The sequence below is a fragment of the Streptomyces sp. NPDC014889 genome (assembly GCF_043081205.1).
Taxonomy (GTDB): Bacteria; Actinomycetota; Actinomycetes; order Streptomycetales; family Streptomycetaceae; genus Streptomyces.
On sequence record NZ_JBIBWH010000002.1, the window covers coordinates 598,037 to 614,516 of the forward strand.

The 16,480-nt window shown below is 73.1% G+C and carries 17 protein-coding genes and 1 pseudogene; 14 read left to right on the forward strand and 4 right to left on the reverse strand.

Going from position 1 to position 16,480, the window contains the following annotated elements:
- The first annotated feature begins 7 nt into the window (after nt 1-7).
- Complete coding sequence (locus ACF09J_RS05910; protein WP_392304117.1) at nt 8-1,159, forward strand: NADH-quinone oxidoreductase subunit D; 1,152 nt, start codon at nt 8-10, stop codon at nt 1,157-1,159.
- Here ACF09J_RS05910 and ACF09J_RS05915 read toward each other — a convergent pair.
- Nucleotides 1,124-2,149, reverse strand: coding sequence for an SAM-dependent methyltransferase (locus ACF09J_RS05915; RefSeq protein ID WP_392304186.1), 1,026 nt, complete (start codon nt 2,147-2,149; stop codon nt 1,124-1,126). The two genes, ACF09J_RS05910 and ACF09J_RS05915, sit on opposite strands and share 36 nt — an antisense overlap.
- A gap of 234 nt (nt 2,150-2,383) precedes the next feature.
- On the opposite strand from ACF09J_RS05915, the gene ACF09J_RS05920 reads away from it, so the two are divergent.
- The 3 genes and pseudogenes from ACF09J_RS05920 to ACF09J_RS05930 all read left to right on the forward strand — a co-directional run.
- Nucleotides 2,384-3,589, forward strand: coding sequence for a sensor histidine kinase (locus ACF09J_RS05920; RefSeq protein WP_392304118.1), 1,206 nt, complete (start codon nt 2,384-2,386; stop codon nt 3,587-3,589).
- A 52-nt stretch (nt 3,590-3,641) separates the two neighbouring features.
- Entirely contained in the window at nt 3,642-4,313 is a 672-nt protein-coding gene (locus ACF09J_RS05925; protein WP_392304119.1) for a response regulator, read from the forward strand.
- A gap of 32 nt (nt 4,314-4,345) precedes the next feature.
- Nucleotides 4,346-4,972 (forward strand): annotated as a pseudogene (locus tag ACF09J_RS05930) (AAA family ATPase); the annotation flags it as partial.
- Between the two features lie 59 nt (nt 4,973-5,031).
- On the opposite strand, the gene ACF09J_RS05935 reads toward ACF09J_RS05930, so the two are convergent.
- Both ACF09J_RS05935 and ACF09J_RS05940 read right to left on the reverse strand, forming a co-directional pair.
- Complete coding sequence (locus ACF09J_RS05935) at nt 5,032-6,138, reverse strand: DUF5937 family protein (protein ID WP_392304120.1); 1,107 nt, start codon at nt 6,136-6,138, stop codon at nt 5,032-5,034.
- 67 nt (nt 6,139-6,205) lie between these two features.
- Nucleotides 6,206-7,429, reverse strand: a complete 1,224-nt coding sequence (locus tag ACF09J_RS05940) for a threonine aldolase family protein (protein WP_392304121.1) — start codon at nt 7,427-7,429, stop codon at nt 6,206-6,208.
- A gap of 162 nt (nt 7,430-7,591) precedes the next feature.
- Here ACF09J_RS05940 and ACF09J_RS05945 point away from each other — a divergent pair, with 162 nt between their 5' ends.
- From ACF09J_RS05945 to ACF09J_RS05990, 10 genes are all read left to right on the forward strand, one after another.
- Nucleotides 7,592-8,524: a Rossmann-like and DUF2520 domain-containing protein gene (locus ACF09J_RS05945; RefSeq protein ID WP_392304122.1), complete on the forward strand. Its 933-nt coding sequence runs from the start codon at nt 7,592-7,594 to the stop codon at nt 8,522-8,524.
- Entirely contained in the window at nt 8,521-9,543 is a 1,023-nt protein-coding gene (gene panC, locus ACF09J_RS05950; protein WP_392304123.1) for a pantoate--beta-alanine ligase, read from the forward strand. Before ACF09J_RS05945 ends, panC begins: the two co-directional genes overlap by 4 nt.
- A complete protein-coding gene (locus ACF09J_RS05955) occupies nt 9,540-11,270 on the forward strand; it encodes an L-aspartate oxidase (RefSeq protein ID WP_392304124.1) in 1,731 nt (576 codons plus the stop codon). The genes panC and ACF09J_RS05955 overlap by 4 nt, the downstream gene beginning before the upstream one ends.
- 5 nt (nt 11,271-11,275) lie before the next feature.
- Nucleotides 11,276-12,253: a carboxylating nicotinate-nucleotide diphosphorylase gene (nadC, locus tag ACF09J_RS05960; protein ID WP_392304125.1), complete on the forward strand. Its 978-nt coding sequence runs from the start codon at nt 11,276-11,278 to the stop codon at nt 12,251-12,253.
- Nucleotides 12,254-12,258: 5 nt separating this feature from the next.
- Entirely contained in the window at nt 12,259-13,056 is a 798-nt protein-coding gene (locus ACF09J_RS05965) for a type III pantothenate kinase (RefSeq protein WP_225076891.1), read from the forward strand.
- Between the two features lie 75 nt (nt 13,057-13,131).
- Nucleotides 13,132-13,809, forward strand: coding sequence for a hypothetical protein (locus ACF09J_RS05970; protein ID WP_392304126.1), 678 nt, complete (start codon nt 13,132-13,134; stop codon nt 13,807-13,809).
- 54 nt (nt 13,810-13,863) lie between these two features.
- A complete protein-coding gene (locus ACF09J_RS05975) occupies nt 13,864-14,052 on the forward strand; it encodes a hypothetical protein (protein ID WP_392304127.1) in 189 nt (62 codons plus the stop codon).
- Nucleotides 14,053-14,216: 164 nt separating this feature from the next.
- Nucleotides 14,217-14,681 carry a BlaI/MecI/CopY family transcriptional regulator gene (locus ACF09J_RS05980; RefSeq protein WP_392304128.1) on the forward strand — a complete coding sequence of 155 codons (465 nt, stop codon included), beginning with the start codon at nt 14,217-14,219 and terminating at the stop codon, nt 14,679-14,681.
- A 9-nt stretch (nt 14,682-14,690) separates the two neighbouring features.
- Nucleotides 14,691-15,224 carry an amino-acid N-acetyltransferase gene (locus ACF09J_RS05985; protein ID WP_141359578.1) on the forward strand — a complete coding sequence of 178 codons (534 nt, stop codon included), beginning with the start codon at nt 14,691-14,693 and terminating at the stop codon, nt 15,222-15,224.
- Nucleotides 15,225-15,440: 216 nt separating this feature from the next.
- Nucleotides 15,441-15,776 (forward strand): Lsr2 family protein, encoded by a 336-nt coding sequence (locus ACF09J_RS05990; RefSeq protein WP_358733358.1) that lies wholly within the window; start codon nt 15,441-15,443, stop codon nt 15,774-15,776.
- On the opposite strand, the gene ACF09J_RS05995 is transcribed toward ACF09J_RS05990, so the two are convergent.
- Nucleotides 15,755-16,456, reverse strand: a complete 702-nt coding sequence (locus ACF09J_RS05995) for an SCO3374 family protein (protein ID WP_392304129.1) — start codon at nt 16,454-16,456, stop codon at nt 15,755-15,757. The genes ACF09J_RS05990 and ACF09J_RS05995 overlap by 22 nt on opposite strands.
- Between the last annotated feature and the right edge of the window lie 24 nt (nt 16,457-16,480).

The following is a 16,480-nucleotide window of genomic DNA, read 5'->3' on the forward strand; positions in this document are numbered from 1 at the left end:
TGTGTCCATGACTCCTACGACGGAGACCACGGTCGGGATCGGCGGCGCCGCGGAGAGCACCGACATGGTGCTGAACATCGGGCCGCAGCACCCCTCCACGCACGGTGTGCTGCGGCTGAAGCTGGTGCTGGACGGCGAGCGCATCACGCGCGCGGAGCCGGTGATCGGTTATATGCACCGCGGCGCGGAGAAGCTGTTCGAGGCGCGGGACTACCGCCAGATCATCATGCTGGCCAACCGCCACGACTGGCTGTCGGCCTTCTCGAACGAGCTGGGCGTGGTCCTCGCCGTGGAGCGGATGCTCGGCATGGAGGTGCCCGGGCGCGCGGTGTGGACGCGCACCCTGCTCGCCGAGCTGAACCGGGTGCTCAACCACCTGATGTTCCTCGGCTCCTATCCGCTGGAGCTGGGCGGCATCACCCCGGTCTTCTACGCGTTCCGGGAGCGGGAGGTCCTCCAGAACGTCATGGAGGAGGTCTCCGGCGGCCGGATGCACTACATGTTCAACCGGGTCGGCGGCCTGAAGGAGGACCTGCCGGCGGGCTGGGCCACGCGCGCGCGTGCCGCGGTGGCCGCCGTGCGCTCGCGCATGGACGTCTTCGACGACCTGGTGCTCGGCAACGAGATCTTCCGGGGGCGCACCCGGGGCGTGGGCGTCCTGACGCCGCGGGCCGTGCACGCCTACGGCGTGAGCGGTCCCATCGCGCGCGGCTCGGGCGTCGACTTCGACCTGCGCCGCGACGAGCCGTATCTGGCGTACGGAGAGCTCCAGGACACGCTGAAGGTCGTGACCCGGCAGGAGGGCGACTGCCTGGCCCGCTTCGAGTGTCTGCTGGAGCAGACCCACAACGCGCTGGATCTCGCCGACGCCTGTCTGGACCGGCTGGCCGAGCTGCCTCCCGGCCCGATCAACCAGCGGCTGCCGAAGGTCCTCAAGGCGCCCGAGGGGCACACGTACGCGTGGACCGAGAACCCGCTCGGCATCAACGGCTACTACCTGGTCAGCAAGGGTGAGAAGACCCCTTACCGGCTGAAGCTGCGCTCGGCGTCGTACAACAACATCCAGGTGCTCACCGAGCTGCTGCCGGGCACGCTGGTGGCGGACATGGTGGCCATCCTGGGGTCAATGTTCTTCGTGGTCGGGGACATCGACAAATAGGGCCGCCGCTTGCCTCTCGGCGAGGCCGGCCGGCTGTGCCAGCCAGCCGAAGTCGCCGAGCCCGCCCGCCGCGGTGAGTTCGGCGGCCTCCCCGGCGCGCGCGAGGGCGCGTACGTACTCCGAGGGGCGCGTGGAGGCAAGGGTGAGCGGGGGGCGTGCGCCGGTGACCCCCAGGGCGTGCAGGGCCTCGCGCTGGGTCAGCAGCCGGGCGCCCCCAGGCCCGCTCGCGGCACACGCGTCCAGGGCCACGTGGGCCGTGATGTCGCACGAACCGTCCGGCACCGGCGCCGTTTCCCGGCCCTCCCGGAAGCCGGTGAGCGTGCCGAAGGGCGGTCGCGCGCCGGCCGTGTGCGCGTAGTCGACGGCGACCGCGAGGCCCCGTTCGACGCTCGAGACCGCGGCGGCCCAGGCGGCGTCGCGGGGCAGCCCGATCTCCGCGCGCAGGCCCTGCTCGGCGGGCAGCGGCCACCACCGGTCCAGCCACCGCGCCTGCGCCCCCGACACCGGCTCCCCGAGCCGTTCGGCGCCGTCCCGCCGTACGAGGACCCGCCGGGGCACGCCCGCGGAGTCCACCTCCGCGACCTCCACCGGCACGTTGTCCAGCCACTCGTTGGCGAACAGCAGCCCGGTGATCCCCTGCGGTGGCTGCCCCGACCACGCGATCCGGTCGTCCAGGCCCTCCGGCCGGGCGGCGATCTCGACGGCGTGCACGCGCGTGCGTGCCGCCACGTCCGCGGGCAGCGCGGCGAGCACGCCCACCGCCAGCTCGCCCCGCCCGGCCGCCATGTCGACGAGGTCGAGCACCGCGGGCCGCCCCAGCGCCCGGTCGACCCGGCACAGCAGCCGCGCCACGGCCGCCGCGAACAGCGGCGAGGCGTGCACGGACGTACGGAAGTGCCCGGCCGGGCCCTCGGGCCGCCGGTAGAAGCCGTCCGGCCCGTACAGGGCCTCCTCGGCCGCCGTCCGCCAGCCGCGCCACTCCCCGGCCAGGCCGTCCGCCGCGCTCCGCGCCGTGGCACGCGCGGGGGTGCGCTCGGGGCCGTCCGCCGTGGTGCGCTCGCTGCTGTCCGCCGGGTCGTCCGTCACCCCGACAGAGTAGGTTCCGCCCGGTGCAGGGAGGCGCACAAGTGATCACTGCATCCACCTTGGGGAGTACGAAGGTCCCGTGCGGATCGGCCCTTCGGTTGACCCCGGCACCTGTGCCGCTTCTTTACTCTGGGTTACGTGCAGCGCCTCTATGACTTCCTCCGCAGGCACCCGATGTGGGTGGACGGCTCCTGGGCCCTCATCCTCCTCGGGCTTTCCGGCGTGAGCGTGTCGAATCTCAACGGGGCGCCCGGCCACCACGGTTCGGTCCCCGCGGCCCTCGCCCTGTCCCTGGTGCTGTGCGTGGTCGTCGCACTGCGCCGCCGGATGCCGGAGAAGATGCTGGTGCTGGCGGGCGCGGCGGGCGCGGCGCAGCTCGTCCTGGACGTCGAGACCATGGTCGCCGACTTCGCCATGCTGGTGATCATCTACACGGTCGCCGCGATCGGCGCCCGCTGGGCCTCCCGGTTCGCCCTGGCCGGCGGGCTGTGCGCGGCGACCCTCGCGCAGATGCGCTGGCCGCAGCACGACGCGAGCGCCCTGGGCAATGTGGCCATAACCGTCTTCCAGACGGTGCCGTTCGCCCTCGCCTGGGTGCTCGGCGACTCCATGCGCACCCGCCGCGCCTACTTCGCGCAGCTGGAGGAGCGCGCCGCCCGTCTGGAGAAGGAACGCGAGGCGCAGGCCAAGGTCGCGGTGGCCGCGGAACGCGCCCGGATCGCGCGCGAGCTGCACGACGTGGTCGCGCACAACGTGTCGGTGATGGTGGTGCAGGCCGACGGCGCCGCCTACGTCCTGGACGCCGCGCCCGACCAGGCCAAGAAGGCCCTGGAGACGATCTCCTCCACCGGACGCCAGGCCCTCGCCGAGATGCGCCGCCTGCTGGGCGTGCTGCGCACCGGCGAGCACCGGGAGGGCGGCGAGTACGTGCCGCAGCCCGACGTCGACCAGATCGAGGACCTCGTCGAGCAGTGCCGGGGCTCCGGACTGCCCGTCGACTTCAGGATCGAGGGCACCCCGCGCCCACTGCCCAGCGGGGTCGAGCTGACCGCGTACCGCATCGTGCAGGAGGCCCTCACCAACACCCGCAAGCACGGCGGGCCGAACGCGGGCGCGAGTGTGCGCCTGGTCTACTTCGACGACGGGCTCGGACTGCTCGTCGAGGACGACGGCAAGGGCGCGCCGCACGAGCTGTACGAGGAGGGCGGCGCCGACGGCCGGGGGCACGGCCTGATCGGCATGCGCGAACGCGTCGGCATGGTGGGCGGCACCCTGGACGCGGGTCCGCGCCCCGGCGGCGGCTTCCGCATCAGCGCCCTGCTGCCGCTCAAACCGGTGCACTGACACCGCTGCACGGACCCGACCCGCCGATGACCAACGGAAGAGGACCCACCCGATGACGATCCGCGTGATGCTCGTCGACGACCAGGTGCTGCTGCGCACCGGATTCCGGATGGTGCTCGCCGCCCAGCCGGACATGGAGGTCGTCGCGGAGGCGGGCGACGGCGTCGAGGCCCTCCAGGTGCTTCGCGCCACCGCCGTCGACGTGGTGCTGATGGACGTGCGCATGCCCAAGCTGGACGGTGTGGAGGCCACCCACCGCATCTGCTCCGAGCCCGACCCGCCGAAGGTGCTCATTCTGACCACCTTCGACCTCGACGAGTACGCCTTCTCCGGGCTGAAGGCGGGCGCCTCCGGGTTCATGCTCAAGGACGTGCCGCCCGGCGACCTGCTCGCCGCGATCCGCGCCGTGCACAGCGGGGACGCCGTCGTCGCGCCCTCCACCACCCGGCGGCTGCTCGACCGGTTCGCCCCGATGCTGCCCACGGGCGGCAAGGAGCCCCAGCACAAGGAGCTCCAGCGGCTCACCGAGCGCGAGCGCGAGGTCATGGTCCTGGTCGCGCAGGGCCTGTCGAACGGCGAGATCGCCGCCCGGCTGGTGCTGTCCGAGGCGACGGTGAAGACCCATGTGGGCCGCATCCTGACCAAGCTGGGTCTGCGGGACCGGGTGCAGGTGGTGGTCCTCGCCTACGAGACGGGGCTCGTCCGGGCCGGCGGACACGGCTGAACACCGTGCGCGGTCGTCGGTAGGGTCTGCGCATGCTCCTGTGGATCAACGGCCCCTTCGGGGGCGGAAAAACACAGACCGCACACGAGATCCAGCGCCGTCTGCCCGGCAGCGTCGTCTGCGATCCCGAGCACGCCGGGTTCGGCCTGCGCCGTATGCTGCCGCCCGGACTGCGCGGCGACTTCAGGGACTTGGCGTCCTGGCGGCAGGGGGTGGTGGAGGTCCTCGACCTGGCGCTCACCCGGCACGAGGGCGTCGTGATCGCTCCCATGACCGTCACCGACGCCGGCCAGTTCGCCGAGACCGTCGGCCGGTTGCGCGAACTGGGCCATGACGTACGGCACTTCGCGCTCCTCGCGGAACGCGAGACCGTGCTGAGGCGGCTGCGGGAGCGCGGGTTCGGGCACCTCGTCGGTCACGTCGCCGGGAAGACCGCCGTCGGCCGGGAGACCTGGGCCGTGCGGCAGCTCGACGACTGCCTCGAGCGGCTGCGCGAGCCGGAGTTCGCCGAGCATCTGTGGACCGACCACTCGACCGTGCCGAAGACCGCGGACCGGATCGCCGTCCTGGCCGGCCTGACGCTGCGGCCCAACACCGAGGGCGCGCTGCGGACTCGGCTGCGGCAGGCGAAGGTCGGCGTCCGGCACATCCGGTTCGACGGACCGGGGCGCATGCCCGACTCCGGCTCCGGCTCGAGTTCCGGTTCCGGCTCGGGCGACTAGCGGAGCACGCCTTCGAGGAAGTCGCTGCCCAGCCGGGCGACCGTGGTGACGTCCAGTTGGTGCAGCACGTACCGCCCGCGGCGCCGGGTGGTGACCAGGCCCGCCTTCTTCAGCATGCTCAGGTGCCGGGATATCTCCGGCGCGGTCATGCCGTGCACCTGGGCCAGCTCGCTGGTGGTGAACGCGCTGCGGGCCAGGCTGCGGCACAGCCGCATCCGCACCGGGTGGGACAGGGCGGTCATCCGCAGGGCGAGCTGCTCCACCGAGGGCGGGGCGGCGAGCTGCTGGGAGCCGACCGGGTAGTGCAGCACCGGCTGCCAGGCGTACCGGTGCAGCACCATCAGGTGGGGCCGGCCCAGGCTCGTCGGTACGAGCAGCAGGCCGCCGTCCGCCGTGGCCGTGCGGCCCTCGCCCAGTTTGTCGACGGTGATCCGGGCGGCCGCCTCGTCGAGCGCCACCGCCGGGGACGCCGCCGCAAGGGCCTCGGCCAGGCCCTTGCGGCGCAGCAGCTCCGTCTTGTGCCGGGTGTCGGCCGCGAGCTGGTGGCGCAGCCGGGACCAGGTCTGCGCGAAGAACGCCTCGTCGCAGTCCTCGAGGAACTGCCGCAGCCAGGCCCTGATGCGGGGCGGGTCGGCCAGCAGCCGCTCGGTGAAGCGCACCTGCTGCGGACCGCGAGCGGCGGCCAGATCCAGGGCGCGCCGGCGCAGCCCGGCGTCGGCGAGCGGTCCGGGGCCCGGCAGGCCGTACGGCAGGGCGCAGGTGAACTCCAGGGCGGCGTCCACGAACTGCTCGTCGGACAGCTTGTCGAGGACGTCCAGGTCGTCGGCGAGGGTCGCGCCCGGGAGCGTGGTGCCGCCGGGCACGCCCGCGCACGGCAGGAACAGGTCGGAGAACGTCGTCCGCCACAGGAAGTCCGCCTCGCACATCCGGTCGGCCAGATGAGGGTCGAGCCGGGCGGTGACACCGGTCACCCAGCCCTGCAGACCGGGGTGGTGCCCCGGCTCGGACAGCGCGTGCAACGCCATGCCGAGCTCGGCCAGCGGCGCGGCCACGACGGCCACCCTCTCCGGCCGCAGCCCGGCGATGTCGATGCGCACACTCATGCCCCCATGGTGCCCGCCCCCACCGACAACGCACCGCCGGGCGTCCGTGACCACTCCACGTGGTGGGCTACCCGTTGGGCTCCTTGGGGAGGCGGGCGGTGAAGTCCGCCACCGCCGTACGCACGTCGTCCGCGGTCCAGGTCAGTCCCTCGGCCCGGACGGAGACCTCGGTGCGGGCCAGCCGCGGGACGGGGGCGTCCCAGCCGCTGGTGAACAGCATCGTGCCCGTCTCCTCGGCGGTCCGTATCGCGGCCCCGGCGACCGTCTCGACGTCGTACGGCAGCCAGACCTGGAACTCGTGGGTGTGCGGCTCCGCCGGGTGGACGTGGCTCCAGGGCAGCCCTGCCGCCGCGAACCCCTCGCGCAGCGCGGCGGCCACCACGCGCGCGTGCCGCACGTACTCCGGCAGCCGGGGCAGCTCCCGCTCCAGTCCGGCCAGCGCCGACAGCACCGTCGGGAACTGCTGGAAGACATTGCCGCCGTACCGGTGCCGCCACGTTCTGGCCTCGTCCACCAGCTCCTTCGGTCCGGCGAGCGCGGCGCCGCCGTAGCCGGCGAGGGACTTGTAGAACGACACGTACACACTGTCGGCCAGGTCCGCGATCTCCTCCAGCGGCCGGCCGAAGTGCACGGTGGTCTCCCACAGGCGCGCGCCGTCGAAGTGCACCACCGCGTCCCGCGCGCGTGCCGCGTCCACGAGTTCGAGGAGCTCCTCCCACGTGGGCAGCAGGAACCCGGCGTCCCTGAGGGGCAGTTCGAGCATCAGCGTCCCGAACGGCTCGTCGAGGTCGCGCACCTCCTCTGCGGTCGGCTGGCGGGGCTCGCTCGTCACCCGCACCGGCCGCAGCCCGGCGACCTGGCTGAAGGCGTGCCGCTCGTGCACCTCGGGGTGGGCCATGGCGTGCAGCGCGACCGCCGGGTCGCCGGTGCGGCCCGCCCAGCAGCGCAGGGCCACCTGCTGGGCCATCGTGCCGGTCGGGAAGAAGGCGGCCGCCTCCTTGCCGAGCAGACCGGCGACCTTCTCCTCCAGGGCCTCGACGACCCCGTTGCCGTACATGTCCGACGCCTCGTCGAGGTCGTGCACCTCCCGCGCCCCGTCCAGCAGCGCCAGCCGCTCCCGGAGCGTCCCCAGGTACGCCGGGCGCGCCAGCACGCGCTCCGCGCTCCGGCACGCGGCCACGCGCCGCTCCCGGAGCCGCTTGAGCCGCTCCCCGTGCGAGACCTGTTCCCCGCCCGCCGCCTGCTCCTCGGGCCCTGCGTCCCGTGCGTCCTGCTCCGCGGTATCACTCATGCCCCGGATCATCGCGCGTCCGGGGCTCGGCGGGCACCCGCATTTCCCGCTCCGCCGCCCACAGCCTGTGGACGACCGGGCCGCCCTCGGAACCGATCGCGTTAACATGACGAGAAATCGTCCGGTACCCCGAGCGGACTGGAACGGGAAGGTCACCGTCGCGTGAGTAGTAGCCAGCAACAAGACCCCAGGGACCGCCCCGCGCGGCTCAGCGTCGGTGTCGTCGGCGCCGGCCGGGTGGGTCCCGCGCTCGCCGCGTCCCTCCAGCTCGCCGGGCACCGTCCGGTGGCTGTCTCCGCGGTCTCCGACACCTCCAGGCGACGGGCCGGGCTGATGCTCCCCGACGTGCCCGTGCTGCCGCCCGCCGACGTGCTCGAACGGTCCGACCTGGTGCTGCTGACCGTCCCCGACGACACCCTGCCCGGACTGGTCGCGGGCCTCGCCGAGACCGGCGCCGTGCGGCCGGGCCAGATGCTCGTGCACACCTCCGGGCGGTACGGCGCGAAGGTGCTCGACCCCGCCCTGCGCGCGGGCGCCCTGCCGCTGGCCCTGCACCCTGCGATGACCTTCACCGGCACCCCCGTGGACGTGCAGCGGCTGGCCGGCTGCTCCTTCGGCGTCACCGCCCCCGAGGAGCTGCGGCTGGCTGCCGAGGCCCTGGTCATCGAGATGGGCGGCGAGCCGGAGTGGATCGACGAGGAGATGCGGCCGCTGTACCACGCGGCGCTCGCCCTCGGCGCCAACCACCTGGTCACGCTGGTCGCCCAGTCCATGGACCTGTTGCGCGAGGCGGGCGTGGAAGCCCCCGACCGGATGCTCGGCCCGCTGCTCGGCGCCGCCCTGGACAACGCCCTGCGCTCCGGCGACGCGGCCCTGACCGGGCCGGTCGCGCGCGGGGACGCCGGCACGGTCGCCGCGCACGTCGCCGAACTGCGCCGGCACGCCCCCCAGGCCGTCGCCGGCTACCTGGCGATGGCCCGCGCCACCGCCGACCGCGCGCTCGCCCACGGCCTGCTCAAGCCCGAACTGGCCGAGGACCTGCTGGAGGTACTCGCCGGCGGCCCGAACCTGCCCGAGAACGGGGAAGACCGATGAGCCGTCGCATGTTCGAACTCGCCCACACGGTGGACGATCTGGAGTACGTGCGCGACCACTACGCGGTCCAGGGACGCACCGCCGTCGTCATGACCATGGGCGCCCTGCACGAGGGCCACGCCGCCCTGATCCGTGCGGCCCGCGAGCGCGTCGGCCGCAAGGGCTTCGTGATCGTCACCGTCTTCGTCAACCCGCTCCAGTTCGGCGCGGGCGAGGACCTCGACCGCTACCCGCGCACCCTGGAGGCCGACCTCAAGGTGGCCGAGCAGGCGGGGGCCGACGCCGTGTTCGCGCCGTCCGCCGAAGAGGTGTACCCCGACGGCGAGCCGCAGGTCAGGATCACCGCGGGCCCCATGGGCGAGCGTCTGGAGGGCGCCTCCAGGCCCGGGCACTTCGACGGCATGCTCACCGTCGTCGCCAAGCTGCTTCACCTCACCCGCCCCGACGTGGCCCTGTACGGCCAGAAGGACGCCCAGCAGCTCGCCCTGATCCGCCGCATGGTGCGCGACCTCGACATAGGCGTGGAGATCGTCGCCGTGCCGACCGTGCGCGAGGACGACGGACTGGCCCTGTCCAGCCGCAACCGCTACCTCTCCCCGCAGGAGCGGCACACCGCGCTGGCCCTCTCCCAGGCCCTGTTCGCGGGCCGCGACCGGCACGCCGCCCAGGAGGCGCTGTGCGCGCGGGCCCGCGAAGTGCCGTCCACGCGCGCGCGTGCCGAGGCCCTGAGCGCCCTCGGGGAATCCCGCGCGGCGGCCGACGCCGCTGCCGTCGCCAAGGCCTCCCCGGGCGCCGCCGCGGCCGTCCGCGCGGCCGCCCAGCTGGTCCTGGACGAGGCCGCGCGCTTCGACCCGCCGCTGGAACTCGACTACCTGGCCCTGGTCGACCCGGCCGACTTCACCGAGATCGGGGACGACTTCACCGGCGAGGCCGTCCTCGCCGTCGCCGCGCGGGTCGGGGCGACCCGGCTGATCGACAACCTCCCGCTCACCTTCGGAACCCTGGGAGCCGGCTCATGACCAGCACAGGCATACGACTGCACGCGCCCGCGCCCGGCTGGTCCGTCACGGCGGACGTCGTGGTCGTCGGCTCCGGCGTGGCCGGCCTCACCGCCGCCCTGCGCTGCGAGGCGGCCGGCCTGACGACCGTCGTCGTCACCAAGGCCCGCCTCGACGACGGCTCCACCCGCTGGGCCCAGGGCGGCATCGCCGCGGCCCTCGGCGAGGGCGACACCCCGGGGCAGCACCTGGACGACACCCTGGTGGCCGGCGCCGGCCTGTGCGACGAGGAGGCCGTACGGATCCTCGTCACCGAGGGCCCCGACGCCGTACGGCGGCTGATCTCCACCGGCGCGCACTTCGACACCGACGACGAGGGCGGCATCGAGCTCACCCGCGAGGGCGGCCACCACCGCCGCCGGATCGCGCACGCGGGCGGCGACGCGACCGGCGCGGAGATCTCCCGAGCCCTCGTCGAGGCGGTACGCGCGCGTGGAGTGCACACCGTCGAGAACGCGCTCGTACTGGACCTGCTCACCGACGCCGAGGGCCGCACCGCGGGCGTGAGCCTGCACGTCATGGGCGAGGGCCAGCACGACGGCGTGGGCGCCGTGCACGCGCCCGCGGTGGTCCTCGCGACCGGCGGCATGGGCCAGGTCTTCTCCGCCACCACGAACCCGCCCGTCTCCACGGGCGACGGCGTGGCGCTCGCCCTGCGCGCGGGCGCAGAGGTCTCCGACCTGGAGTTCGTGCAGTTCCACCCGACGGTGCTCTTCCTCGGCGCGGACGCCGAGGGCCAGCAGCCCCTGGTCTCCGAGGCGGTGCGCGGCGAGGGCGCCCACCTGGTCGACGGCGACGGCGTGCGCTTCATGACGGGCCGGCACGAACTGGCCGAACTCGCACCCCGGGACATCGTCGCCAAGGGCATCACGCAGCGGATGCAGGAGCAGGGCACCGAGCACATGTTCCTCGACGCCCGGCACTTCGGCGCCGACATGTGGGAGCACCGCTTCCCGACGATCCTGGCCGCCTGCCGCGCCCACGGCATCGACCCGGTCACCGAGCCCGTCCCGGTGGCGCCGGCCGCCCACTACGCCTCCGGAGGCGTGCGCACCGACTCCCACGGCCGGACGACCGTGCCGGGCCTGTATGCGTGCGGCGAGGTGGCCTGCACGGGCGTGCACGGCGCCAACCGCCTCGCCTCCAACTCCCTCCTGGAGGGCCTGGTCTACGCCGAGCGCATCGCCGCCGACATCGCCCGGGAGCATGCGGCAGGCGGCCTGCACGCACGCGTGCCGGAACCCGTCCCGCACGCGGAGACGCCCGCCCACCCCCTGCTCGCCCCCGAGACCCGGTTCGCGATCCAGCGGATCATGAGCGAGGGAGCGGGCGTGCTGCGGTCCGCCGCGTCGCTGGCCCGGGCCGCCGACCGGCTGGAGCGGCTGCACGCCGAGGCCCGCTCGGCCCTGGACGAGAACGGCAAGACCGCCGAGCCGGGCGTCGACACCTGGGAGGCCACGAACCTCCTGTGCGTGGCCGGCGTCCTGGTCGCCGCCGCCCGGCTGCGCGAGGAGACCCGCGGCTGCCACTGGCGCGAGGACCACGCCGAGCGGGACGACACCCACTGGCGCCGCCACATCGTCGTACGGCTGAACCCGGCCGGCACCCCCGCCGTGCACACCACGGACACCGCAGAGTTCCCCCCGACCCGCCCCGGGGCCCCGGCCCCGCGTCCCCAGGAGCAGTGACACAAGTGAGCAGCGAAGACCTTCCCCTCGCCCCGAACGGCGGCTGCGGCGACGGCTGTGCCTGCGGCGCGGACGCCGACGAGGAGTACCTGGAGTGCGGGCTCGACCCCGCGCTCGCCCAGCTCCTGGCGGACGCCGGACTCGACCCGGTCGAGGTCGAGGACATCGCGGGCGTCGCCATCCAGGAGGACCTGGACGGCGGTGTGGACGTGACGACCGTCGCGACCATCCCCGAGGACGCCGTGGCCACCGGCGACTTCACCGCGCGCGAGGCGGGCGTGGCAGCCGGCCTCAGGGTCGCCGAGGCGGTGCTCTCGGTGGTCTGCACGGACGAGTTCGAGGTCGAGCGGCACGTCGAGGACGGCGACCGCGTCGAGGCCGGGCAGAAACTGCTGTCGGTCACCACGCGCACGCGTGACCTGCTGACCGGCGAGCGCAGCGCGCTCAACCTGCTGTGCCGGCTGTCCGGCATCGCGACCGCCACACGCGCCTGGGCGGACGCCCTGGAGGGCACTGGGACGCGCGTGCGCGACACCCGCAAGACCACTCCCGGCCTCAGGTCGCTGGAGAAGTTCGCCGTCCGGTGCGGCGGCGGCGTGAACCACCGCATGTCGCTGTCGGACGCGGCCCTGGTCAAGGACAACCACGTGGTGGCGGCCGGCGGCGTCGGACAGGCCTTCAAGGCCGTACGGGAGGCCTTCCCGGACGTACCGATCGAGGTCGAGGTCGACACCCTGCACCAACTGCGCGAGGTCGTGGACGCCGGCGCCGACCTGATCCTGCTGGACAACTTCACGCCCGGCGAGTGCGAGGAGGCCGTGGCCATCGCCGGCGGCCGGGCCCTGCTGGAGGCGTCGGGCCGGCTGACCCTGGACAACGCCAGGGCGTACGCCGAGACCGGCGTCGACTTCCTGGCCGTCGGCGCCCTGACCCACTCCTCGCCGATCCTGGACATCGGCCTGGACCTGCGCGAGGCGGAGTGACGGCCATGCTCCTGACGATCGACGTCGGCAACACGCACACCGTGCTGGGCCTGTTCGACGGGGAGGACATCGTCGAGCACTGGCGCATCTCCACCGACGCGCGCCGCACGGCCGACGAGCTGGCGGTGCTGCTCCAGGGCCTGATGGGCATGCACCCGCTGCTCGGCGACGAACTGGGCGAGGGCATCGACGGCATCGCGATCTGCGCGACCGTGCCGTCGGTGCTCCAGGAACTGCGCGAGGTGACGCGGCGCCACTACGGCGACGTGCCCGCCGTGCTCGTCGAACCCGGCGTCAAGACGGGCGTGCCGATCCTCTTCGACAACCCCAAGGAGGTCGGCGCCGACCGCATCATCAACGCGGTGGCGGCGAACGAGCTGTACGGCGGCCCGGCGATCGTCGTCGACTTCGGTACGGCGACGACGTTCGACGCGATCAGCGCGCGCGGGGAGTACGTCGGCGGGGTCATCGCGCCCGGTATCGAGATCTCCGTGGAGGCGCTGGGCGTCAGGGCGGCGCAGCTGCGGAAGATCGAGGTGGCCCGGCCGCGCAGCGTGATCGGCAAGAACACGGTCGAGGCGATGCAGGCGGGCATCATCTACGGGTTCGCCGGCCAGGTCGACGGCGTGGTCAGCCGGATGGCCCGGGAACTGGCCGACGATCCGGACGACGTGACGGTGATCGCGACGGGCGGGCTGGCGCCGATGGTGCTCGGCGAGTCCTCGCTGATCGACGAGCACGAGCCGTGGCTGACCCTCATCGGGCTGCGCCTGGTCTACGAGCGGAACGTCTCGCGCCCGTGAGCGGGGTGGCGACACCCCACACGCCGCACTCGCGCCTTATGTCGAATTTGTCTGATTAGCGCGTATCGTCGGCCTATGCCTACGCCATACGGAACCCGCGGCGGCATGGCGTTCGGCGCGGAGGAGCTGCTCGTGCTCCGCCGCGCCCTCGCCCTCGCCCTTCAGCCCCGTCCCGCCAGCGCCGAAGACGTGCAGGACTGCCGCCGGCTCGCCGAGTCACTCGACGAGGCGATGCACGAGGGTCTCCGGCTGCGCGCGTTCCTGGTGGCCGACCTCGCCCGATATCGCGCCGCCCTCCCGGGCACGGTCTCCGGTTACCTGGCGCTCCTCGCCGAGTGCCTGAACGCGGGCCACCGCCCCACCCCCGACGACCTGTCCGCCCTGGCCGCCCTGAGCGGCAACCCGACCGCGGCGTCCCTCCTGCGCCACTGCGGGACGCTCGTCCCGCCCGTGGCGCCCCCGCGCATCGCCCACCCCGTCCCGGCCGCCCGCGAGGCCCCCGCCGAGCGGCCCGTCGTGATGGTTCCGGCCTCCCGCGGCGCGCTCCAGGCGGTCGTGGGCGGGCAGGACGCGCAGCCGGAGGACGGCGGGGACGAGAAGCCCGCCCAGAAGCCCGCCGCGAAGCCGGGGGAGCGGCCCGCGCCCGGGCAGCCCGGCACGGCGCCCGCGCCGAAGCCCGTACGGCGGCCCGTGCCCACGCCGGGCGAGGTCTTCCCGCGCCGGAAGCCGCAGCAGCGGCTCGCGGCGGTGTGACGCTCCGGCCCACCCCGCCCCTGTTTGTCCCACCACCCTGGCTACTCTGGACCCATGGACTACGTCTCCGCACTCGTTCCCCCGGTCGTCATGGCCGCGTTCTTCATCGCTCTGGTCAGGGTGATCGTGAAGACCCAGGGCGGGGCCGCCAAGGCCAAGGAGGACGCGGCCGTGGACGCCGCCCTCGCGCGCGCACAGAGCGGTTCGCAGGCCTCCGGGGCCGGCGCGTCCGCCGACGCCTGACACGACGTACGACCCCGCGGTGAGGGGGAACCTCACCGCGGGGTCGTACGTCCTTTTTGTTCGCGTCTGACACTGAAGGAGTAGGTTAGGCGCGCCATTTCCGGGATCTCCTACTAGGGTGCTGAGTTGTGCCTCGGCCCCTGGGAGAACTCGAAGACGCGGTCATGACGCGGGTGTGGAAGTGGAACCGCCCGGTGACCGTTCGAGAAGTCCTGGAAGACCTTCAGCGGGAGAGGTCGATCGCCTACACCACGGTGATGACCGTTTTGGACAATCTCCATCACAAGGGCTGGGTGCGCCGCGAAGCCGAGGGCCGGGCCTATCGATATGAGGCCGTCTCCACCCGCGCCGCCTACGCCGCCGCACTGATGAACGACGCCTGGTCGCAGAGCGACAACGCGGCCGCCGCTCTCGTCGCCTTCTTCGGGATGATGAGCGACGAACAGCGGCAGGCCCTGCGGGATGCCGTACGCATCGTCGAAGGCACCGCCGAAGCCGCCATCGGCGGAACCGCCGCACCCGAAGTCGCCGGTGAAGTCCCGGATACCGCCCGAGCTCCGGATACCGGCGAAGCCCCGGATACCCGTGACGAGAACCCCGGCTCGGCACGGGACGACCACGGGCGATAGCGTCCGCCCATGTCCGTAGAACGTCCCGAAGAGACCGCAAAATCCATCACCGTCCGACGGGCCAGGACCGGCGATGTCCCCGCAGTGCGCCGACTGCTGGACGCCTACGTTCGCGGGCGCATCCTGCTCGACAAAGCGACGGTCACGCTTTACGAGGACATCCAGGAGTTCTGGGTCGCCGAACGGGACGACAACGCCGAGGTCGTCGGCTGCGGCGCACTGCACGTGATGTGGGAAGACCTGGCGGAAGTGCGCACTCTCGCGGTGAAGCCCGGTCTGAAGGGCGCCGGGGTCGGGCACCGGCTGCTGGAGAAGTTGCTGGAGACGGCACGCCGGCTCGGCGTTCGCCGCGTATTCTGCCTGACCTTCGAAGTGGACTTCTTCACCAAGCACGGCTTCGTGGAGATCGGCGAGACGCCCGTCGACGCCGATGTCTACGCGGAGCTGCTTCGTTCCTATGACGAGGGCGTCGCGGAGTTCCTCGGTCTCGAACGAGTGAAACCGAACACCCTGGGCAACAGCCGGATGCTTCTGCATCTGTGATCGACATTCTCCCGGCCCGGCATGCCCCCGTTCCCTATGTCCGAAACGCGCATGTTTCCGGACGGGGTGAGTGCCTGGTCTCTCCCAGGGGTTTGTGTTTTTCCCGCAAAAGCGGTTTGCTTTCCGACGTACTGCTGTACTGCATATAACAGGGGACGGCGAATCGGCGGACACCGACCATCCCCGGTCCTCACGTTATCGATGAAAGGAAATCCGGTGGCACAGAAGGTTCAGGTCCTTCTTGTCGACGACCTCGACGGCGGCGAGGCGGACGAGACCGTGACGTTCGCGTTGGACGGCAAGACATACGAGATCGATCTCACCACCGCCAATGCGGACAAGCTCCGTGGTCTTCTCGACCCGTACCTCAAGAGCGGCCGGCGTACCGGGGGCCGCGCTTCGGGTGGACGCGGAAAGGCGCGTGCCGCTGCCGGCGGCAGCCAGGACACCGCGCAGATCCGCGCCTGGGCGAAGGAGAACGGCTACGAGGTCAACGACCGCGGCCGGGTCCCCGCGTCCATTCGCGAGGCCTACGAGAAGGCCAACGGCTGATCAGGGGCCGATGCCGGCCCTTCGTGGAACGGGAACGGCTGGGCGCACGCGCGCCGCAGCCGGATCCGGTGGACGTGTGTCGCCACCGTGTCCACCAGGCGAACGAGGTCGGGGGCGCCCCCACCGCCCCCCACGGCCGACAGCGTCGGCAGCGAGGCTCCGGCCTCGCACCCGGGCCCGGGGGGCCGCAGCCACACGGCGGCCCCCTGTGAATCCGAACGCGAACCGGAGCGTGAACCGGAGCGGCCGGCGTTGAGCGGCCGCGGCCCGAGCGGACCGGCGCCCGGAGGCGGCGGCGCGTCCATCAGCGCGCCCGCGCCCAGGGCCACCAGGTCCAGGTCGAGCACCGACGGGCCCCACCCCAGCCACTCCAGCAGCCCCGGCAGCTCCTCCGCGCTCCCCGCGGCGACCAGCAGCCGCATCCGGTCCCCCCGCACGGCCACCGGAGAGCCGGGCCCCAGATGGCGCAGCGCCGCACGTCCGGCCTCTTCAGGCACGTCCAGGACGTCGAAACAGCGGCCCACGACAAGTCGTACCGGTGCTCCGGGCACCGTGGCCCAGCCCAGTTCGTTCTCGTACCAGTGCCGCCACCGCCCCCAGTCCCGCTCCCCGTCGCCGGGGGCCGGCGGCCTACGGGGAGCAGGGACCGGGACGGGGACCGTGGAAGGGCTGCCGACCATGTCTGAGAAACCACCCGAAACGCG

What these genes read in the sequence shown, in the direction of transcription:
- ACF09J_RS05910 (WP_392304117.1), top strand. Translation starts at nt 8, where the DNA reads ATGACTCCTACGACGGAGACCACGGTCGGGATCGGCGGCGCCGCGGAG.
- ACF09J_RS05975 (WP_392304127.1), top strand. Translation starts at nt 13,864, where the DNA reads ATGGACTACGTCTCCGCACTCGTTCCCCCGGTCGTCATGGCCGCGTTC.
- ACF09J_RS05925 (WP_392304119.1), top strand. Translation starts at nt 3,642, where the DNA reads ATGACGATCCGCGTGATGCTCGTCGACGACCAGGTGCTGCTGCGCACC.
- ACF09J_RS05955 (WP_392304124.1), top strand. Translation starts at nt 9,540, where the DNA reads ATGACCAGCACAGGCATACGACTGCACGCGCCCGCGCCCGGCTGGTCC.
- ACF09J_RS05985 (WP_141359578.1), top strand. Translation starts at nt 14,691, where the DNA reads ATGTCCGTAGAACGTCCCGAAGAGACCGCAAAATCCATCACCGTCCGA.
- panC (WP_392304123.1), top strand. Translation starts at nt 8,521, where the DNA reads ATGAGCCGTCGCATGTTCGAACTCGCCCACACGGTGGACGATCTGGAG.
- ACF09J_RS05980 (WP_392304128.1), top strand. Translation starts at nt 14,217, where the DNA reads ATGACGCGGGTGTGGAAGTGGAACCGCCCGGTGACCGTTCGAGAAGTC.
- ACF09J_RS05935 (WP_392304120.1), bottom strand. Translation starts at nt 6,138, where the DNA reads ATGAGTGTGCGCATCGACATCGCCGGGCTGCGGCCGGAGAGGGTGGCC.
- ACF09J_RS05995 (WP_392304129.1), bottom strand. Translation starts at nt 16,456, where the DNA reads ATGGTCGGCAGCCCTTCCACGGTCCCCGTCCCGGTCCCTGCTCCCCGT.
- ACF09J_RS05965 (WP_225076891.1), top strand. Translation starts at nt 12,259, where the DNA reads ATGCTCCTGACGATCGACGTCGGCAACACGCACACCGTGCTGGGCCTG.
- ACF09J_RS05970 (WP_392304126.1), top strand. Translation starts at nt 13,132, where the DNA reads ATGCCTACGCCATACGGAACCCGCGGCGGCATGGCGTTCGGCGCGGAG.
- ACF09J_RS05940 (WP_392304121.1), bottom strand. Translation starts at nt 7,429, where the DNA reads ATGAGTGATACCGCGGAGCAGGACGCACGGGACGCAGGGCCCGAGGAG.